We start from the raw sequence: 18,716 nt of genomic DNA, 5'->3' as shown, positions 1-18,716 counted from the left end.
TCATCCTTACGGTAACTGTTAAGCTTTTTTCGTCTTAAATACCCCCAGCAGTACTGCTGAAATCACCGTTCCGACTACAAGTGCCAGCAGATACATCAATGCATTTCCCACAACCGGGAATACAAAGATTCCACCGTGCGGTGCCATCAGTGTACAGTTGAACAGCATGGATAACGCGCCCGCTGCGCCAGAGCCTATGATACAGGCAGGAAGTACATGGAGCGGATCGGATGCTGCAAACGGGATCGCTCCCTCGGTGATGAATGCCAGACCCATGATAAAGTTAGTCGGCCCTGTCTGGCGTTCTTCCTTTGTAAACTTGTTCTTAAACAGCAGTGTTGCAAGGGCAATCGCACACGGCGGTGTCATACCGCCGACCATTACTGCTGCCATTATATCATAATTCCCTGCTGCAATGGAAGCAGTTCCGAACACATACGCAGCTTTATTGAATGGGCCGCCCATATCGATCGCCATCATGCCGCCCAGAATCAGGCCGAGCACTACTTTACTGGAACCACCCATATGATTCAGCGCTCCGTTGAGCCCCGTATTGATACCACCCATGATTGGCTCTACAACAAAGTTCATCGCCAGTCCCATGACCAGAATCCCAACAACCGGGTAAATAAGGACAGGTGCAATCTTCTCCAGAGCATCCGGCAGCTTGTCACAGAGCTTGCGGAGTCCGACAATCAGATAGCCTGCCGCAAAACCTGCTACTAATGCACCGAGGAAGCCGGATTTTCCGCCGGCTGCAAGCATACCACCCACAAACCCGACTGCCAGCGCCGGCCTGTCGCCGATCGCCATTGCGATAAATCCTGCCAGTACCGGAAGCATGAACCCGAATGCCGTGTCCCCGATTCCTTTAAACAAGGCCGCCGCCTGTGTGATGGAACCAAAGTTTGCCCTCTGGTCCGCCGGAAGTGCGTTGATATCTACACTCAAACCATCTATCAGGAATGCAATGGCAATCAGGATACCGCCGCCTACTACGAACGGCAGCATATGCGAAACACCGTTCATCAACTGCGTATAGATCGTATGGCCTATACTGCCCCCGCTCTTTGCGTTGTCGGCCTGTACCGCCGCGCCGGATGCTGCGTGGTAAACAGGCACATCCCCGGATATCGCACGCTCCACAAGCTGGTCTGCTTTGCTGATCCCGTCCGATACCTGACACGCGATAACTTTTTTCCCGTCAAACCGGTCCATCGGAACCTGCGCGTCAGCAGCTACTATGATGCAGTCTGCATCCGCTATTTCTTTGGCCGTGAGCACATTTTTCGCGCCACCGGAGCCCCTGGTCTCAATCTTTACAAAGCAGTTCTTCGCTTTCGCTGCCTTCTCGATCCCCTCTGCTGCCATATAAGTATGGGCGATCCCGGTCGGGCAGGACGTCACAGCGAGAATCTTTACCTGTGCATCATCAGCGGAGCCGGTATCTGCGAGACGTTCATCAATATCACTCTTCTCCTCGTCCGCCTTATCGATGATCTCTAAGAATTCATCCACAGTCCGGGCATTTCTCAGTGAATTCGAAAACTCCTCATCCATCATCAAAACAGAAAGCTTGCTCAATACATCCAGATGTACATTATCCTTCGTATTCGGCGCCGCAATCAGGAAGATCAGCGTGACCGGCTCACCATCCAGAGAATCGAAGTCCACGCCCTCTTTTACAACCATAGCAGCCAGTCCCGGCTTCGTAACTGCATCACATTTCCCGTGGGGGATGGCAATTCCTTCTCCGATTCCGGTGGTGCTCTCTTCTTCCCTTGCATAAACCTGTTCGCGGTATGCGTCAATACCATTGATCTTACCGCTCTTATTCATCAGCTCTACCATCTGGTCGAGCGCTTCCTTCTTACTCTTTGGCGCCCCGTCCAGAGAAATACTCCTCTTATCCAGTAAGTCTGTTATTCTCATACTCATTTCCTTCTTTCTCACATCAATGTCTTGTATACGGCTTCAATTTCACTTCTGGTTGCCAGGTATTCGGAAAAAGCGCTGGCGCTTCCCGCGGCTATTCCCATATGGAATGCATATTCATAGTCTCTTTGCTTCAGCCAGCCCGCCAGGAATCCCGCCACCATAGAATCTCCGGCTCCCACACCGTTGACCAGAGTGCCTTTCGGAGCAGGCGACGTATAAACCTGCCCGTCCTCCGCGATCAGGACCGCGCCCTCGCCTGCCATTGAGATCAGGACATTACGTGCTCCCTTTTCCTGCATCTTCCTGCCATAAGGAATGACCTCATCCCTTGTACTTAAATTTACGCCGAAAATCTCTCCCAGCTCATGGTTATTTGGCTTGATCAGGAAGGGCTGGTAATCCAGCACATTCAGCAGGAGGTCCTTCGTGGCATCTACGACGATCCTTACTCCCCTGCCTTTCAGTCTTTCCATAATCTTCTGATAGATGTCATCCGGCATGGAAGCCGGAATACTCCCGGCAAGGACCAGTACATCCTCCGCTTTCAGAGCATCCAGCTTCTCCATCAGCATACTGACCTTTTCCTCACTGATGTCCGGGCCCTGTCCGTTGATCTCTGTTCCGTCGATGGACTTCAGCTTCAGGTTAATCCTTGAAATCCCCTCTTCTATCTGTATAAAATCTGACCTGATCCCGGCTGCTTCTGTCTCCTTGCATATCTCTGCCCCCGTAAACCCGGCCACAAATCCAAGCGCCGTGCTTTCAATTCCCAGATTGCCAAGCACGGTGGATACATTAATGCCCTTGCCCCCTGGAAGAATCAGTTCCGAGCTGGTCCGGTTCGTCAGGCCCAGCCTGAAGTCTTCCACGGAGACAATATAGTCGAGCGACGGGTTAAAGGTTACCGTATATATCATCTCATTCCCTCCTGTTCTTTTGATGATTTTATTATATAACCATATTCATTCAAATTCAATCAAATTAATTCACAAATATTTTACTTCTTTTTTGTATATTTTGCACGATTGTGACCGGTATTAAATTATTTTGACCGATTTAAGGGTTATTACTTAGTCAATTACTCCGTAACTGCCTTTTAAGGGTTACCTGAAACTAACTTTTATGGTATACTATTTACACTTAGCGAGGTTTTATCAAGCTTAGTGAAAATGCATACCTGAACACTTAACGAGGTATTTCACGAGTTTAGTGTTTATGGTATGCATTAGGAAAACTAAGAAAGGAAAAGAAGCCGTTTGAACAAAAAATTAAAAGAGAAAATTAACGACTCCCTCTCCTCAGTATTACCTATAACTGCCATTGTTATGCTGCTTGGCATTTTTGTAGTCCCCATGGAAACCGGCACGGTCACTCTGTTTTTAAACGGAGCGCTGCTGCTGATTATCGGCATGGGGTTTTTTCAATTAGGTGCTGAGATGTCAATGACACCTTTAGGCGAAGGCGTCGGCGGGCAGATTTTCAAAAGCAGGAAACTTGTTATCACGATAGCGGTCTGCTTTCTGATGGGGGCGATCATCACGATAGCCGAGCCTGATCTGCAGGTTCTTGCGAATCAGGTCGCCTCCATCCCCAATCAGGTGCTGATCCTGTCTGTTGCCATCGGCGTTGGTGCTTTTACAGTCGCCGCAGTACTCCGGATTCTGTTCCATGCTACACTGCGCGGGCTCCTGGCCGTCTTTTATGCCGCCTTATTCCTGATTTCTTTTCTGGCTCCGGCTGATTTTGCGGCCGTTGCCTTTGATGCCGGCGGCGTCACCACCGGACCCATGACAGTCCCTTTTATCATGAGCCTTGGTATCGGACTTTCTGCGGCCAGAAGTGATAAGGACGGGGCGAATGACAGCTTCGGTCTGGTGGCCATCTGCAGTATCGGCCCGATTCTCGCCGTACAGATGCTCGGTATCTTCTACCATCCTAAGGACGCCGTGTACAGCATGGTAGATATCCCGGCAGTCGTTACCGTTCAGGATGTCGTCCGCCTATTCACCGCGGAGATTCCACATTATGCAAAGGAAGTCATGGCTTCCATGATGCCTGTTCTGGGGGTGTTCCTCATCTTCCAGCTTCTGGCGCATAAGTATCACAGACGTCAGATCATTAAAATGCTGATCGGCTTCCTCTATACGATTATCGGTCTGATCCTTTTCCTGACCGGCGTCAATGTAGGCTTTGCACCTGTCGGCAATCTGCTTGGCTCCGCAATCGCAGGAGACAGTATCAAGTGGCTGCTCGTTCCTGTCGGTATCCTGATCGGTTATTATATCGTCAAAGCCGAGCCTGCAGTACAGGTTCTAAACCTGCAGGTAGAGTCCGTTACCAACGGAACTATTACCCGGAATGCGATGAACAAATGTCTCTCCATCGGTGTATCCGCAGCCGTAGCACTCTCCATGATCCGGGTGTTTACCGGGATCAGCATTTACTGGATTTTAATTCCGGGATATGTCCTTGCACTGATTCTTACCCGGTTTGTCCCGCCTATTTTCGTAGGTATCGCATTTGACTCCGGCGGTGTTGCTAGCGGGCCTATGACCACCACATTCCTGCTCCCCCTGGCTATGGGTGCATGTACAGCTTCCGGGGGCAATGTGGTCACCGATGCATTCGGCGTCGTGGCTCTGGTCGCACTTGCCCCACTGATTGTCATACAGATTATGGGAGCCATTTATAATTATAAACTCAAAAAACGTCTGGTACCGGCAGAACCTGAATTGCTTGAAGACGATGATGAGATCATTGACCTGGAGGATGAATAGAGATGATAAAAAGTAAAGAACCGATGCTGCCGCGTCTTGTCATGGCGGTGACAGATATCAAAACAGAGCGGAAACTTTCCCGGATTCTGGAGCAGCGCCACTGTTCCATGTATTTCCAGTGTTTCTGCCTCGGGACTGCAGGAAATGAACTTCTAAATTTATGCGGGCTGGGGGAAAGCGAGCGAATACTGACTATGTGGATCATGCCAAAAGAATTTGTGCACAAATTATTTTTAGAGATGGACCAGACGATCCATTTTAAAGAGAAAGGCGGAGGAATCGCAGTAAGTCTTCCAATGACAGGGCTTCCGGCTAATCTTGCTAATTTTCTGAAAGACCATGTAATGTTAGAGCTGAAAAAACAGATGGAACAGGAGGAAGAAAACATGTCTAAGGAATCCGTTTATTCTATGATTTTAGTAACCGTGAACCAGGGGTACAGTGACGATGTGATCGATACGGCAAAAAAAGCCGGGGCATCCGGTGGTACAATCATCCGCGGACGCCGCCGCGGTATCGAGGAGCCGATGCATTTCTGGGGGGTATCACTCCAGGAAGAACTGGAGATCCTGATGATCGTCGCACCAAAGGATAAGAAGTCTGAGATCATGTCCGCGGTCAGCCGGGAGCACGGACTGCATTCACCGGCACAGTGCCTTGTTATGTCTATGCCGGTGGATGAGATTATCGGTCTGGAGGAGTAACAACGGGTGCAAACACCGTTTTCCTCACCCGCACAGCCATATAGATGATGCCCGTCATATCAGCCAGGAACCAGCCAATCGGTATTGCCCACCAGATCCCCATCACACCGATGGCAGGAACCGGAGACAGCACATATGCCAGAAGCACGCGCGTTCCCAGCGATATGACGGTCAAAATCAGTGACATTTCCGGCCTGTTGATGCCCCTGTAAAATGCGTACAGCAGGAAGAGAATTCCGATTCCGCAGTAGAATGCACCTTCCACCCTCAGGTATCCGACCCCGATATTGATGATTTCCGTTTCCGACGGCGATACAAACAACAGCATCAGGTATTTTGCGAATCCAAATACCACGACTGAGATAAAGAGGCAGAAAATCATAGAGATACCAAGCGCATGTTTTACCCCTTTTTTCACGCGGTCTTCCTTCCCCGCCCCGAAATTCTGTGAAACAAACAGGGAGAATGCATTCCCGAATTCCTGTGCAGGCATGTAGGCAAACGAATCGATCTTAACCGCCGCCGTAAAGGCCGCCATGACAGCGACTCCAAAACTGTTTACCAGTCCCTGGACCACCAGTATCCCGAAGTTCATGACCGACTGCTGGATCGATGCCGCGAACGAAAAACGGGCGATCTCTTTTATGGATTCCTTCGTTGAAACGTGACTATTGTTCTCAGCAAGAAGTCTCTTTTTCCATTTACCCGGGGTCAGTGCATCCCGAAGCCAGGGTTCTTTTACCCACGCATAAATGCCGATCCCCACCCCTGATATCGCCTGCGAAATCACAGTCGCTGCCGCTGCGCCGCCGATCCCCCAGCCAAATCCGAGCACGAACAAAAGGTCGAGCGCAACGTTTAACAACGAGGTGCCGCCGAGGAAATAAAGGGGGATGACGGAATTTCCCAATGCCCTTAAGAAATAAGAAAAGTAATTATATAGGAAAACAAAGAAAATACCTGCAAAAATAATCAGCACATACAGCCGCATCATGGCCATCAGCTCTTTCGGAATCCGGAGCAGGCGAAGAATCTGGTCTGTCAGCAAAAAGGACAGAACATTCACCACAATCGTAATCCCGCCAATCATAAAAAATGCAGCACGTATACAGTCCTGCATTTTCAGAATATCCTTTTTCCCATAATAAAAAGAAAATACCGATCCGCTGCCCATACACAGCCCGATCAGAATCGAGGTCAGAAAGCTCATCAGCGTGTAGGCCGTCCCTACCGCCGCCATCGCCTCTGCCCCTAAAAATTTACCTACAATTAATGTATCCGCAATGTTATAAAACTGCTGGAGGAGATTGCCGGCAATCATCGGGCCCGCAAAGATAAGCATCGTTTTTGTAACATTACCGGTCGTCAAGTCTTTATTCATGATTCTCTGGTTCCTTTATATCCGTGTGGGCGCTAATAATTCAAACGGGAAACAGGGTATATTCCGCAGGACTCCGTACAGCAGGATCACGACAAGAAGCCAGCACAGATACTTATCCGATATATGTCTGTCTATATGGTTTCCCCCTGTAATCATCCAGTCCAGGCTCCTCGCAATGAAATATGCCGCTAGAAACAGCATCACAAAAATCATAAGCGGATTATAACGGAACGCCTGATAGAATTCCCCGTGTAAAAGGGCATAGCTTGCACGCCCTGCACCGCAGCCCGGACAGTACAGCCCTGTAATCGAATAAAACACACATGGGATGAACGGTACCTTTTCCGGATTGTGGCTGTACAGGTATGACGCCCCCAGTAAAAACAGGACGGCAATACTAAATAGTATTGCTGCCCTTAATGTCCTATATTTTTTTATGTACTGTCTCAGTTTCCATCACTTCCGATCCTTTTACCACACCCTAACATTTAATAATAATAGTAAGAAGAACTTCCTATTGCCACAAGCAGAAAATAGATAATACCGCCCACTACGCCGACTACCGCCGCAATGATGGAGAAAATCTTCGCCTTCTTCGCACAGTCTCTGGCCTCATCCATCCTGCCTGACATCTGCGCCGTATTGATCTTGCTTGCAAATACGATGGCCGGGATTCCCAGCGGTATACAACAGCAGATCGTTGTGAGAATGGCAAACACTAAGTATGGTGTCGTATTAATCATATCCTGCGGATATGGTTCCTGATACTGGTTCTGATATTGATTCTGGTATTGGTTCGGGTCCTGATATTGATTCTGGTACTGGTTCGGGTCCTGATATTGATTCTGGTACTGGTTCGGGTCCTGATACTGGCTCTGGCCCTGATAGGTTCCCTGCTGCTCGTAATAATAAGACGGCCCCTGGTCTGCCGCATTGGACTGCTGCCCGGATGGCTGCCCCGAGCCTGCTGCGACCGTCTGTGAATCAGACTCCCTGCTTTCCGTATTCGGCGGAACGGCTGTCTGGGCTGCCCCACAGTTCGGGCAGAACCTTGCATTGTCGTCAATAGTCTGGTTACAGTTCTTACAAATCATATGCGTTACCTCATTCTTTCTGTAATATTCTTCTGATAATCTCTGCGGCACAAAAATTGCATTTGTTTTATTATACACTATTGCCGGGATATCTTCCAGAAGATTTCTGCAATATAATGGGAATGAGGTAACCATATATTTCTATTTTACCTTGCTGTTATAAACATCCTTATTCAGGAGCCCTTCTGACTTAGCTACATATACACTCGTACAGGAGTCGCCTACTACGTTCAGAGTCGTCATCAACATTTCAATCGGCCTGTTGATTGCCAGAATAAGGCCGTATGCCAGCAGTGCCCCGTCATTTGTAAATCCAACACCTGACAGGATGGTGAAGAGAATGACAGCACCGGCACCCGGGGCTGCAGGAGTACCAACTGAAGCAACCAGCGACAAAAGTGAAATCACCAGAAGCGATAACGGTGTTACATCATATCCGGCACAGCCTGCAATAAACAATGTAGCAATTACCTGCATAATGGCATTTCCATTCATATTAACTGTCATACCAAGCGGAAGTACAAAGGAGGCAATCTTTGTATCCACACCAAGTTCGTTCGTTGTAGTTTCAAGATTCAGCGGCAGTGCAGCAGCACTGGAAGAAGTTGAAAACGCGAATACAATTACCTTGGCAATTTTTTTCAGGAACATAATCGGATTTAATTTCGTACCAATCCATATAATCAGACTATATCCCACGGTCAGGAACAAAAGCAGCAGAATGATAGTCGTAACAGCATAAACGAGGGCCGGCTTTAAGTAATCAATGCCATATGTTGCAAATGTCCTTGAAAGCAATACGAAGATAGCAAGCGGTCCAAACTTTGTAACAACAAAGTTAAGGAATACTACGATCACATCGTTTAATTCTTTTAAGAAGTTCTTTAATGTAGCCGTTTTTTCCTCCCCAAGAACGTTCATTGCAAGCCCTAATGAAACTGCAAGAAATACGATGGCAAGTACTGCGGTATTATTGCTGAAAGCAGTGGCAACATTAGAAGGCACCATATTCAGGACCACAAGCAAAGGATTTGATCCAGTCGTACCACTGGAGGCTTCTAACCCTGAAAGATCGGAGACATTAAAAAATCCGGCGTTAAACAATGACAGCCCTACGATACCGGCAAGGAGTAACGCAAAAAGGTAACATAAAAGGAACCATGAGATTGTTTTAAAGGATATACGCCCCAATGTTTTTGTATCTGAAATTGTGCCAATTGCAAGAGCAATTGATGTAAAGACCATAGGAATTATAACTAGCTGCAGGGCACGGATAAACATCTGTCCTATAATGTAGAACAGACCGATAGCACTGGTCGCCCCCTCAGCAGTAATGTCCTGAAACAATATGTTATTTATCGTGTTCCAGATGTCTCCATTTCCCGAACTGTTCAGCGATTCCCGAAGAAACATGAAGAGAAAACCGGCTATGATTCCAAGAGCAAGAGCGATTCCCATCTTTACCGCCAGAGATGGTTTTGATTTTTGGTTTTTCATACAGATTAAAATCCTCCTTTTTTACTTTGTTTGTTACGAGCTATTATTGTTACGTTTCTGCAAAAACGGAAGAAACGGCAATACATGTGTGACCTTTCTGCACACCATTGTGTATGCCGTTGCTTTATGGTTATATATTACTTTGTAGAATCCACACTTACAATCGTTAAATGGACAAAAATAAACGGAATATTTTGTCTTTTTTAACAAAGAATTTATAAAATGTTAATAAATACAAAATCAGTTTTTCGTAACAAATATAGAAATATATGAAAAGTACAAAATGTTATTGACAAGGAAAGTTAAATGATGTAATATAATCCTTTCTCCTTCATAAAAGAAGGAAAATTATAAATATTAAAAGCAATAGTCAGTCAATAAGGAGGTAATGGGATGTACAGCAACATGGAATCAATCGGGTTTTCGACTTATTTCAACGATGTAGTGAACTACTTTTATGAGGACAAAAAATTGGTGGCACAATTAGGGGAAAAGCTAGGATTTGACGTGAATCAGGATGTTTTTCTGGGGGTAGTATTTCTCTATCCGTCAGCAGAGCAGGGGACTTTTGATGAGAAAGAACAATTGAAGGAACATTTGGCAGAGATGCAGAATCTCCCATCTATTAACAATCAAATTAAACAGAACCAATTTTTTTATGTTGACAACGGTGTTGCAACATTCCTGATCGGACACGACAAAGATGATATTATGAAGATACTTCCCGATTTCAAAAAAGAAGCGGTAAATCTTTTGGATTCAATGGATCAGAAGAAAAAAGTCCGCGTAGGTTTTGGACTTCCGGAAAAAGGAATTGCAGGAATCACACGTACTTACTCCTATGCCATAAAGGCAGTAAAGGCTGGGGAAATATTCAAAAAAGAACGATGCATTCTGGATTATATGGGAATGGAAATATATAGTTCTATTAATGCTATGGTCACAAATTATGGAAAACAAATAACAGATATTGTGTTTGAACAGCTCTCAGATATTGAGATCAGAGTTCTTGCCAAATATTATAAATGTAAAGAGGATATTGATACAACGGCACGGGTCATGAATATCCCGCCGGATTTAGTACGGGAGTATCTCGCAAACGTAAAGAAGTCTACAGGGCTTGACGTGCATGATACTGAGGATAGTTTCAAACTGCATCTGCTGGTAATTGCCAAAAAAGTTCTGGATACCAATAAAAAAATTGATGAAATCAAAGCAACAAATCATTATGAATATATTCTTCTTGATATTGATGATACGTTGTTGGACTTTCAGGCGAATGAAAGAGAGTCTTTTATTAATGTACTGAAAGACTACGGCTACAAAAACGCTGAGGACTATCTTCCTGTATACAAACAGATCAATGACCGGCTCTGGAAAGAATATGAGCAGGGGATTATTGAAAAACCGGAAGTCCTCAATACAAGGTTTTCCAAAACGATGAAAGAATTCGGTATTGAAGTCAATGGGAAAGAATGGGAAAGTAAGTACCGCTCCTATCTGAATGAGGGTGCACAGATGATCGAGGATGCAGAGGAAATCTGCCAGTGGCTGAAATCCAAATACCGGCTGTTCATCATTAGCAACGGAGTAGCACAGACACAAAGAAAACGCCTGAAAGCTTCCGGCCTGGATAAGTATTTTGAACAAGTATTTGTTTCCGAAGAGGTCGGGGCACAGAAGCCTTCCAAAGAATTTTTCTCCTATGTAGAAAATCATATTCCGGGGTTTGATAAAAGCCGGGCACTGATCGTCGGGGACTCCTATAGTTCTGATATTCAGGGCGGCTTGCAGTATGGAATTGATACCTGCTGGTTTATACGCGGAGATATAAAGGAACAGGAATCGGGAGAAAAGAGCACTTACAGAATCAGTGGTCTGAAGCAGCTGAAAGATATATTAGATTAAAAACAGGGGCGGATAGAAATGGCAAAACTGAGAGATTTACTGCGGTTCCGGTCACTAAAAAACCTGAAGCTTATTACGGATACAGAATGTCTGGATGTCAATGTAGGTACCGTAACCGTAATGGAAGTACCTGACGTAATCCAGTGGCTGAGAGGGGATGATTTTCTGATAACCAGTCTCTATTCCATTGGAGACGATGAGGAAATGCAATGTCAGCTTCTATATGACCTGATCGATACACAAAGTGCATGTCTGGCGATCAAGACAGGAAAATATGCACACCGCATTGCAGATAAAATGATTGCGATTGCAAATGAAAATCATTTCCCGCTGCTGCACATTCCATATGAGATGACTTATATTGACATTATTATGGATGCCATGAATGTCATCATGACAGAAAGTAACAGAAGAGAAATGCTTGGAAAGTACATATCGGATATCATTTTTCAGCCATTTGTCAATGAAAGTATGCTTAAGGAAGAAGGCAGACTATTGAAAGTGGATATTGAAAATGATTATTTTCAGGCAATGGTGCTGGATGCTGATATGGAAGAAGGTCAGGGTGGGAATACATCACGTATGATAAAATTCGCCATAGACAGGCTCTCCAATTTTACAGAGAGCCTGTCAGATCAAATTTTTTGTGGAAATTCCAAACTAGAAAACGGGATGTTGATGCTGCTGTATAGTAAAGACAAAAGTGTTCTGGAACAATATCTTCCATTTGTGATTACGGAAATGCGCGTGATGCTGGACAGCCTCTCTATGCCGAACGACTGGAAGGCAGGGATTGGAACAATAAAGACAAAGGCATCAGGAATCCGGCACTCTTATGAAGAATCCATTAAGGCAATTGAACTGGGACGGATAATGGATGGAAAAAAGAAAATTTACGAATTCCGCGATCTTGAATTGTACAGCAGCCTGCGTGAAATACTACAGAATAAATCAGACAGCCTGTTTTCAAGCATCCTTGGGAAATTGAAAAACCAGGAACTGGTCGATACTTTGATTATTTATTTTGAATGCAATGGAAATATGGATGAGACCGCAAGCCGGATGTATACACACAAAAATACAATTAAATACCGCTTGAATAAAATCAAGGAACTTACCGGACTTGATGTAAAATGTCAGGGAGATAATTTTAAACTATACTTTATGATTCTTGAGAAAAAGTTATGCGGCAGATAAGGCACCGCCATGTGCAGAAGTTTGCCATATCTTTGTTCAAATAAACAAAAAGACGGGCTTATTTTTGAATTAATGAACATATCATTGAGCGCTTTGAAAAGATATACTTATCATATTCAGATAAAAGTGACCTTTTCAACAAACAGGCAGGAGGAGCGCTATGATTTACGATTTACTGGTCAAAAATGGAAGCATAGTAACCGGAAAAGAAATAACAAAGGGAAACATCTGTGTCTTAAATGGCAAGATTGCCGCAATCACCATGCCGGATGTGGAATCAGAGGCAAAAGAAGTCGTAGATGCGGAAGGAAAATATGTATATTCCGGCTTTATAGACACACATGTACATTCCAGAGATGGAGGACAGACACAGAAGGAAGACTTTTTCCATTCGACAATGTCAGCGGCATATGGAGGGATTACGACAATCCTTGAGATGCCAAATGCAGTTCCTGCGGTAGTTGACAAGGAAAGTTTCGAACGGCAGAAAGAAAATCTGGAGTCGAAAGCCTGCATAGATTTTGGGATGTGGGGACTGTGCGTAGGAAAGGAAAATAATGATAAGCTGGAAGAGCTTGCAAAAGAGGGTGTGGTCGGCTTTAAGTTTTTCTGGGGGTATTCTATCAGAAAGAGCGACTATTCTCTCGTTTATTCCCCGAGCAGCATGGGAGATGATATCATCCCCCCATTCGGCGACGGTGAAATCTACGAAATTTTCCAGAAGGTACAGGAAACAGGAAAATTAATTGCAATACATGCAGAAAATGCAAGCATGATTAAAAGCTTTACAGAACAGGTAAATCCAGCTGATTATAAAAACGAATACGAGGCCCTTCTGGCAACAAGACCGTCTGTTACAGAAGAAACAACAATAAAGACAGCTATTTCTTTTTCCAGAGCGACAAATGCACATCTCCATATTCTGCATGTAAGCTCAAAAGAAGGAGTTGAACTAATTCGGGAAGCAAAAACGAAAGGGTATCATGTGACGGGTGAAAGCTGCCCGCATTATCTGACACTGACAAATGGAGATTTTGACAGAGTAGGAAAGATGATGAAAGGCTATCCTCCGGTAAGGTATCAAGCAGATCAGGATGCGATGTGGACAGGTTTAAAAGACGGAACATTATCCTTTGTATGTTCCGATCACGCACCACACAGAAAAGAGGATAAACAAGGTTCTATCTTCGACATCCCGGCAGGCATGTGTGCAGTGGAGACTATGGTTCCGCTAATCGCAAATGAAGTAAACAATGGAAAGATAAGCAAACAGGAACTAGCAGTCATCCTTTCTGAAAATCCGGCAAAACAATATGGTTTATATCCACAAAAGGGTTCTCTGGAAATCGGGACTGATGCAGATATTACAATTATGGATTTTAATCAGGAAAAAACTATACATGCTGATGATTTACATAGCGTGAGCAAAGTGACTGCTTATGACGGGTTTAAGGTGGGCGCAGTTCCTGTGTGTACCATCGTCAGAGGAAATGTATTGGTGAAAGATGGAGTAATGTCAGAGGATAAAAAAATCGGGAAATTTATCCGGCCGCAGTAAATTAGGCGTTTCATTGACAAACTTTTGTCTTGTCGCCAGACATGGACAAAAAAACCGGGAAGCCGGCCCCATGCTGGGAGAACCTACGCATGGGGCCGGTTTTCCAGTTTTTCCTGTCGACAGGCTTTTCTGCCGGCTAAACTCCATTGTCTAAATGAACAAAAACAGGGACTTTTTTTTGCGTTTGGGAACATATCATTGGATGCTTTGGAAGGATATACTGTTCTCATACTAAAGAATGTATTTGGTAACTGCGGTTCTCTGGAGCCAGAGATGGCAAACCGGACATAAAACAGTTTTTTAATTGGAGAATATGAGCAACAGGAGGAAAATGATATGGTACATAGCCGTAAGGATTTGCAGTATTGTGAGGAACTTTTCAGACGTTTTTACAGTATAGGCTCAACTACAGATGGCGGTGTCACGAGATTAGGGTATTCGCCTGTGGAAGACATGATGCATGAGGAATTTATCAAAAGCGGCAGGGAGATGGGATATACCGATATTGCGGATGAGGCCGGGAATACTTATGTCTGCAACAGTATGGATGATAATTATTACCTGATTGGCTCTCATCTGGATTCTGTAGTGGAAGGCGGCAGATATGACGGCGTGGCAGGTGTGATTGCCGGTATGATGGTTCTAAGATGGGCAAAAGAAGACAATCTTCAGGTTCCGGTCAGGGTCGGGGCTTTCCGGTGTGAAGAGTCCAGTAATTTTGGCTGCTGTACGATCGGAAGCGGGCTTATTACAAAAGAAGTGTACAAACAGGATATTGAGGGCTTAATGTCAAAAGACGGTCAGCTTTTAGGCGAGATTTTTGAGGAAAGAGGACTGAATATCCGCCCTAAGAAGATAGAGGGGGTGCGGCAGTATCTGGAACTGCATATTGAACAGGGAAAGGTACTGGAAGAATGCCATACAAAGATAGGAATTGTGAGTACGATTGCAGGACCTGTCCGCTATAATCTGTATTTTCATGGAATGGCGGAGCATTCCGGAGCCACTCCAATGATGATGAGAAAAGATGCGTTATGTGCGGCATCAGAAGTGATATTGGAAATAGAACGCATAGGCCAGAGAGAGTCGATGTATCAATCAGTGGCAACAGTAGGCGTCCTTTATAATAAGCCAAACGCAATGAATGTAATTCCGGGCTCAGTACAGCTTGGCATTGATATCAGGGGAATTGATACGGCGAGTCTTGGGCGGATTGAAAGCGGCGTGTTAGACGCTGCGAGAAATATCTGTGAAAAAAGAGAGATACAGCTGATTGAGGAAAAATTAAGCAGTATTCCTCCGATAGAAATGACTAAGGATCTGGAGATGAAGCTGGAAAAGGCCGCAAGGGAATTAAATATATCTAACCGCATCATGGTAAGCGGGGCAGGACATGATGCAATGTCATTTGCTGCAATTTGTGATACTGCTATGATTTTTATTCCATGTGATAAAGGCATCAGCCATAATAAAATGGAGTTTGCCACGATAGATGATATCTGCAATGGGGCAAGAGTAATTTATGAACATATCAGGAGGGAAAACCAGTGATTTTAATCAAAAACGGCAGGGTCATCGACCCCAAAAGCGGAATGGATGAAACCATCGATATTCTGATTGATGAAGGAAAGATTGTCGGGTTAGGAAAATATAAAAGAAGCAATGAATATGAACATGTTATAGAAGCAGAAGGAAAAATCGTTGCACCGGGACTGATTGATATCCACGTCCATTTCCGCGATCCCGGTCTGACATATAAAGAGGATATTGAAAGCGGCGCTTTGGCAGCTGCATCAGGAGGATTTACGACCGTAGTATGCATGGCAAATACAAAACCAACAGTCGACAATAAAGAGACTCTTGAGTATGTTCTTGAAAAAGGGAGGCAGACCGGTATCCACGTCATGTCTGTCGCAGCTGTGACAAAAGGAATGCAGGGACAGGAGCTGACAGACTTTCGGGAATTAAAAGAAGCCGGGGCTGCAGGCTTAAGTGATGATGGGATTCCCATTAAAGACAGTAAGCTCATGTATGAGGCTATGGCAAAGGCAAGAGATGCAGGAATGCCTGTCAGCCTCCATGAAGAAGATCCTGATTATGTGATTCAGGCGGGAATCAATAAGGGAACCGTTTCAGATGAACTTGGAATAGGTGGTGCAATGGCATTGTCTGAACAGCTCATGGTAGCAAGGGACTGCCTTCTGGCACTCGAGACAGGGGCGAGAGTCAATATTCAGCATGTAAGTTCACGAATTTCTGTGGAGTATATCAGGCTTGCACAAAAATTAGGTGCGGACGTCTGGGCGGAAGCAACACCTCAGCATTTTTCCCTGACTGAGGAAACGGCACTTGAAAAAAAGACACTGGCCAAGGTCAATCCTCCATTGCGAACACAGGAAGACAGATATGGAATTTTAGAAGGGCTGAAAGACGGCACGATTCAGATTATTGCAACTGACCATGCCCCCCATTCTACAGAGGAAAAGGAAAAACCGATTACTCAGGCACCGAGCGGTCTGATTGGCTTAGAGACATCGCTTGCCTTAGGCATTACGAATCTGGTTCGGACAGGAATCCTTACAATGGAATACATGCTGAAAAAAATGACGCTGAACCCGGCAAGGCTGTATGGGCTGGATGTAGGATATATCGCGAAAGGTGCGCCTGCCGATATTGTTATATTTGATGAATTCGAAAAATGGAAGGTAGAAAAATTCCATTCTAAATCCTGCAATTCTCCGTTTATAGGGGAGGAGCTATATGGCAAGGTCAAATATACAATCTGCGCCGGCAGAATTGTATATGAAGATAAATAGTAGCAAGAAGTATTATATATAGAAGGGAGGCATTTGCAGCTAAGAGTCTTGAAAGGGCATGATCTTAGCTGCTGAAACAGGAGGCTATGGGAAAAATATTAACGAATGTAAGGCTGTCAGATGATTTTTATCTGATTGAAGCTGAAGAGAAAAATGATGTAAAAGCCGGACAGTTTTATCTTCTTAGAGGATGGAATGAATATCCGGTGTTATCAAGGCCAATCAGTGTATTTGACGCAGACGGTGAAAAAGTATCTTTTCTCTACAAGACAGTTGGAAAAGGCACTGAAATTATAAGCAATTTGCTGCCGGGTGAGGAATTGATTCTGCAGGGGCCATATGGAAACGGATTTCCGGCGGATATTAAGGGGAGAGTTGCCATGGTCGGCGGCGGAGTAGGCATCGCACCATTTTACTATACGGCAAAGAAATACAAGGAAAGCGGAATGTGTGACCAGATTGACCTTTACCTTGGATTCAGCGGGCAGGCGGTTCTGGAAAAAGAATATAGAAGCACAGCGGATAATGTCACGATCGACATCGGAGGTTTCATCACCGACTCCATTAATCCTCTGGATTATGACGTCATACTGGCCTGCGGCCCCGAAATCATGATGAGGGTATTATATGAGAAATGTATGAAACTGAATGCAAAGGCGCCACTGTATGTATCTATGGAAAACCGTATGGCATGCGGCATGGGAATGTGTAAAGTATGCACGTGTAAGACGAAAAGCGGAAATAAGACGGCGTGTAAAGATGGGCCGGTATTTCTGGGAAGTGAGGTGTTTGCATAAATGAGCAGATTAAAAACAGAGTTTGCCGGAGCTGCATTTAAAAACCCGGTAGTCCTGGCATCCGGAACGTGCGGTTTTGGAAGAGAACTGGCAGAATGCTTTGATATTGAGAAGTTAGGCGGACTTTCCTCAAAAGGGATGATGATCCATCCCCACGGCGGAAACGACGGAATACGTATCTGGGAGACCCCAAGCGGTATTATGAACAGTGTAGGGCTCGAAAATCCGGGAATCGAATCCTTTATCGAAAAAGATCTGGACTGGATTAACGAAAAAAATGTTGTAAATATCGTGAATCTTGGCGGACATGCAAAAGAAGATTATTACCGCGGAGTGGAGCGGTTAAATGATGTGCATCTGGATCTTTTAGAACTGAATATCTCCTGCCCTAATGTAAAAGAAGGCGGAATGAATTTCGGTGTAAAAACAGAAGCCGCACGCGAACTGGTGCGGGAGGTCCGCAAAATCTGCAGACATAAACTAGTAGTTAAGCTTTCACCGAATGCAGAGGATATTGTCTCACTTGCCAGAATGTGCGAAGAAGAAGGTGCAGACGGCGTCTCCCTTACCAATACCTTCCTTGCTATGGCAATAGACATAAAGAAAAAGGCACCGTTATTTAACAATGGGTATGCCGGACTTTCAGGCCCGGCAATTAAACCAATCGCGCTGCGTATGGTACATCAGGTATGTAAGGCTGTCAAAATACCTGTTATGGGACTTGGCGGGATTACGTCATGGCAGGACGCCATTGAATTCATCATGGCAGGTGCCCAGGTGGTACAGATTGGAACCGGAACTTTTATGAAACCGGATATCTCACTGGACATCATTGCAGGAATGGAAAAATATCTAAAAGATAACCATATTGAATCTTTGGATGAAATACGTGGTATAGTATAGTCTTCTTAACATTTAACTAGTTCCAAAATTCTCATAAACTCAAAGTCCGAGAGCCGGAACTGACATAAAATTAGTTCCAACTCTCAGACTTTTATTATTAATATTCTACTATTTTACCAAACAGTGACACATTTAACATATTAGAT

General features: G+C 44.9%; 15 protein-coding genes. 9 read left to right on the top strand and 6 right to left on the bottom strand.

All coding sequences use genetic code 11. The features are described 5' to 3' along the window. Positions 1 to 18: 18 nt before the first annotated feature. Entirely contained in the window at positions 19 to 1,932 is a 1,914-nt protein-coding gene (locus A8806_RS04225) for a PTS fructose transporter subunit IIABC (RefSeq protein ID WP_109729940.1), read from the bottom strand. Between the two features lie 17 nt (positions 1,933 to 1,949). Continuing rightward, entirely contained in the window at positions 1,950 to 2,855 is a 906-nt protein-coding gene (pfkB, locus tag A8806_RS04220) for a 1-phosphofructokinase (protein ID WP_109729939.1), read from the bottom strand. A 339-nt stretch (positions 2,856 to 3,194) separates the two neighbouring features. Between pfkB and A8806_RS04215 the strand changes: the two genes are divergently transcribed. Together A8806_RS04215 and A8806_RS04210 are read left to right on the top strand one after the other, a co-directional pair. Continuing rightward, a complete protein-coding gene (locus A8806_RS04215; RefSeq protein ID WP_109729938.1) occupies positions 3,195 to 4,715 on the top strand; it encodes a DUF1538 domain-containing protein in 1,521 nt (506 codons plus the stop codon). A gap of 2 nt (positions 4,716 to 4,717) precedes the next feature. Continuing rightward, entirely contained in the window at positions 4,718 to 5,419 is a 702-nt protein-coding gene (locus tag A8806_RS04210; RefSeq protein WP_109729937.1) for a P-II family nitrogen regulator, read from the top strand. Here A8806_RS04210 and A8806_RS04205 read toward each other — a convergent pair. From A8806_RS04205 to A8806_RS04190, 4 genes are all read right to left on the bottom strand, one after another. After that, complete coding sequence (locus A8806_RS04205; protein WP_109729936.1) at positions 5,400 to 6,800, bottom strand: MATE family efflux transporter; 1,401 nt, start codon at positions 6,798 to 6,800, stop codon at positions 5,400 to 5,402. The two genes, A8806_RS04210 and A8806_RS04205, sit on opposite strands and share 20 nt — an antisense overlap. 15 nt (positions 6,801 to 6,815) lie before the next feature. Then, positions 6,816 to 7,121: a DUF2752 domain-containing protein gene (locus A8806_RS04200; protein ID WP_242995947.1), complete on the bottom strand. Its 306-nt coding sequence runs from the start codon at positions 7,119 to 7,121 to the stop codon at positions 6,816 to 6,818. A 167-nt stretch (positions 7,122 to 7,288) separates the two neighbouring features. Further along, positions 7,289 to 7,894, bottom strand: coding sequence for a CD225/dispanin family protein (locus A8806_RS04195; RefSeq protein ID WP_242995946.1), 606 nt, complete (start codon positions 7,892 to 7,894; stop codon positions 7,289 to 7,291). 141 nt (positions 7,895 to 8,035) lie between these two features. Beyond that, complete coding sequence (locus A8806_RS04190) at positions 8,036 to 9,391, bottom strand: dicarboxylate/amino acid:cation symporter (RefSeq protein ID WP_109729933.1); 1,356 nt, start codon at positions 9,389 to 9,391, stop codon at positions 8,036 to 8,038. 393 nt (positions 9,392 to 9,784) lie between these two features. Between A8806_RS04190 and A8806_RS04185 the strand changes: the two genes are divergently transcribed. From A8806_RS04185 to A8806_RS04155, 7 genes are all read left to right on the top strand, one after another. After that, entirely contained in the window at positions 9,785 to 11,299 is a 1,515-nt protein-coding gene (locus tag A8806_RS04185; protein WP_109729932.1) for a YjjG family noncanonical pyrimidine nucleotidase, read from the top strand. An 18-nt stretch (positions 11,300 to 11,317) separates the two neighbouring features. Beyond that, complete coding sequence (locus A8806_RS04180; RefSeq protein ID WP_109729931.1) at positions 11,318 to 12,496, top strand: PucR family transcriptional regulator; 1,179 nt, start codon at positions 11,318 to 11,320, stop codon at positions 12,494 to 12,496. A gap of 160 nt (positions 12,497 to 12,656) precedes the next feature. After that, positions 12,657 to 14,054: a dihydroorotase gene (locus A8806_RS04175; protein ID WP_109729930.1), complete on the top strand. Its 1,398-nt coding sequence runs from the start codon at positions 12,657 to 12,659 to the stop codon at positions 14,052 to 14,054. A gap of 336 nt (positions 14,055 to 14,390) precedes the next feature. Continuing rightward, on the top strand, positions 14,391 to 15,605 hold the full coding sequence (locus tag A8806_RS04170) for a M20 family metallo-hydrolase (RefSeq protein ID WP_109729929.1): 1,215 nt from the start codon (positions 14,391 to 14,393) through the stop codon (positions 15,603 to 15,605). Continuing rightward, positions 15,602 to 16,870: a dihydroorotase gene (locus A8806_RS04165; protein WP_109729928.1), complete on the top strand. Its 1,269-nt coding sequence runs from the start codon at positions 15,602 to 15,604 to the stop codon at positions 16,868 to 16,870. The genes A8806_RS04170 and A8806_RS04165 overlap by 4 nt, the downstream gene beginning before the upstream one ends. 86 nt (positions 16,871 to 16,956) lie before the next feature. Next, positions 16,957 to 17,667: a dihydroorotate dehydrogenase electron transfer subunit gene (locus tag A8806_RS04160; protein ID WP_109729927.1), complete on the top strand. Its 711-nt coding sequence runs from the start codon at positions 16,957 to 16,959 to the stop codon at positions 17,665 to 17,667. Beyond that, the gene (locus A8806_RS04155) at positions 17,668 to 18,570 is read left to right on the top strand and encodes a dihydroorotate dehydrogenase (protein ID WP_109729926.1); all 903 of its coding nucleotides are present in this window, start codon (positions 17,668 to 17,670) and stop codon (positions 18,568 to 18,570) included. Positions 18,571 to 18,716: the final 146 nt, after the last annotated feature.

The sequence above is a fragment of the Faecalicatena orotica genome, assembly GCF_003149245.1.
GTDB classification, from domain to species: Bacteria; Bacillota; Clostridia; order Lachnospirales; family Lachnospiraceae; genus Faecalicatena_A; species Faecalicatena_A orotica.
Note: the sequence above shows the minus strand (reverse complement) of the source record. Positions and strands in the feature narration are given on the sequence as shown.

Coding starts and splice junctions, on each gene's coding strand:
- A8806_RS04160 (WP_109729927.1), top strand. CDS start 16,957: ATGGGAAAAATATTAACGAATGTAAGGCTGTCAGATGATTTTTATCTG.
- A8806_RS04210 (WP_109729937.1), top strand. CDS start 4,718: ATGATAAAAAGTAAAGAACCGATGCTGCCGCGTCTTGTCATGGCGGTG.
- A8806_RS04190 (WP_109729933.1), bottom strand. CDS start 9,391: ATGAAAAACCAAAAATCAAAACCATCTCTGGCGGTAAAGATGGGAATC.
- A8806_RS04175 (WP_109729930.1), top strand. CDS start 12,657: ATGATTTACGATTTACTGGTCAAAAATGGAAGCATAGTAACCGGAAAA.
- A8806_RS04185 (WP_109729932.1), top strand. CDS start 9,785: ATGTACAGCAACATGGAATCAATCGGGTTTTCGACTTATTTCAACGAT.
- A8806_RS04170 (WP_109729929.1), top strand. CDS start 14,391: ATGGTACATAGCCGTAAGGATTTGCAGTATTGTGAGGAACTTTTCAGA.
- A8806_RS04225 (WP_109729940.1), bottom strand. CDS start 1,932: ATGAGAATAACAGACTTACTGGATAAGAGGAGTATTTCTCTGGACGGG.
- A8806_RS04195 (WP_242995946.1), bottom strand. CDS start 7,894: ATGATTTGTAAGAACTGTAACCAGACTATTGACGACAATGCAAGGTTC.
- A8806_RS04205 (WP_109729936.1), bottom strand. CDS start 6,800: ATGAATAAAGACTTGACGACCGGTAATGTTACAAAAACGATGCTTATC.
- pfkB (WP_109729939.1), bottom strand. CDS start 2,855: ATGATATATACGGTAACCTTTAACCCGTCGCTCGACTATATTGTCTCC.
- A8806_RS04180 (WP_109729931.1), top strand. CDS start 11,318: ATGGCAAAACTGAGAGATTTACTGCGGTTCCGGTCACTAAAAAACCTG.
- A8806_RS04155 (WP_109729926.1), top strand. CDS start 17,668: ATGAGCAGATTAAAAACAGAGTTTGCCGGAGCTGCATTTAAAAACCCG.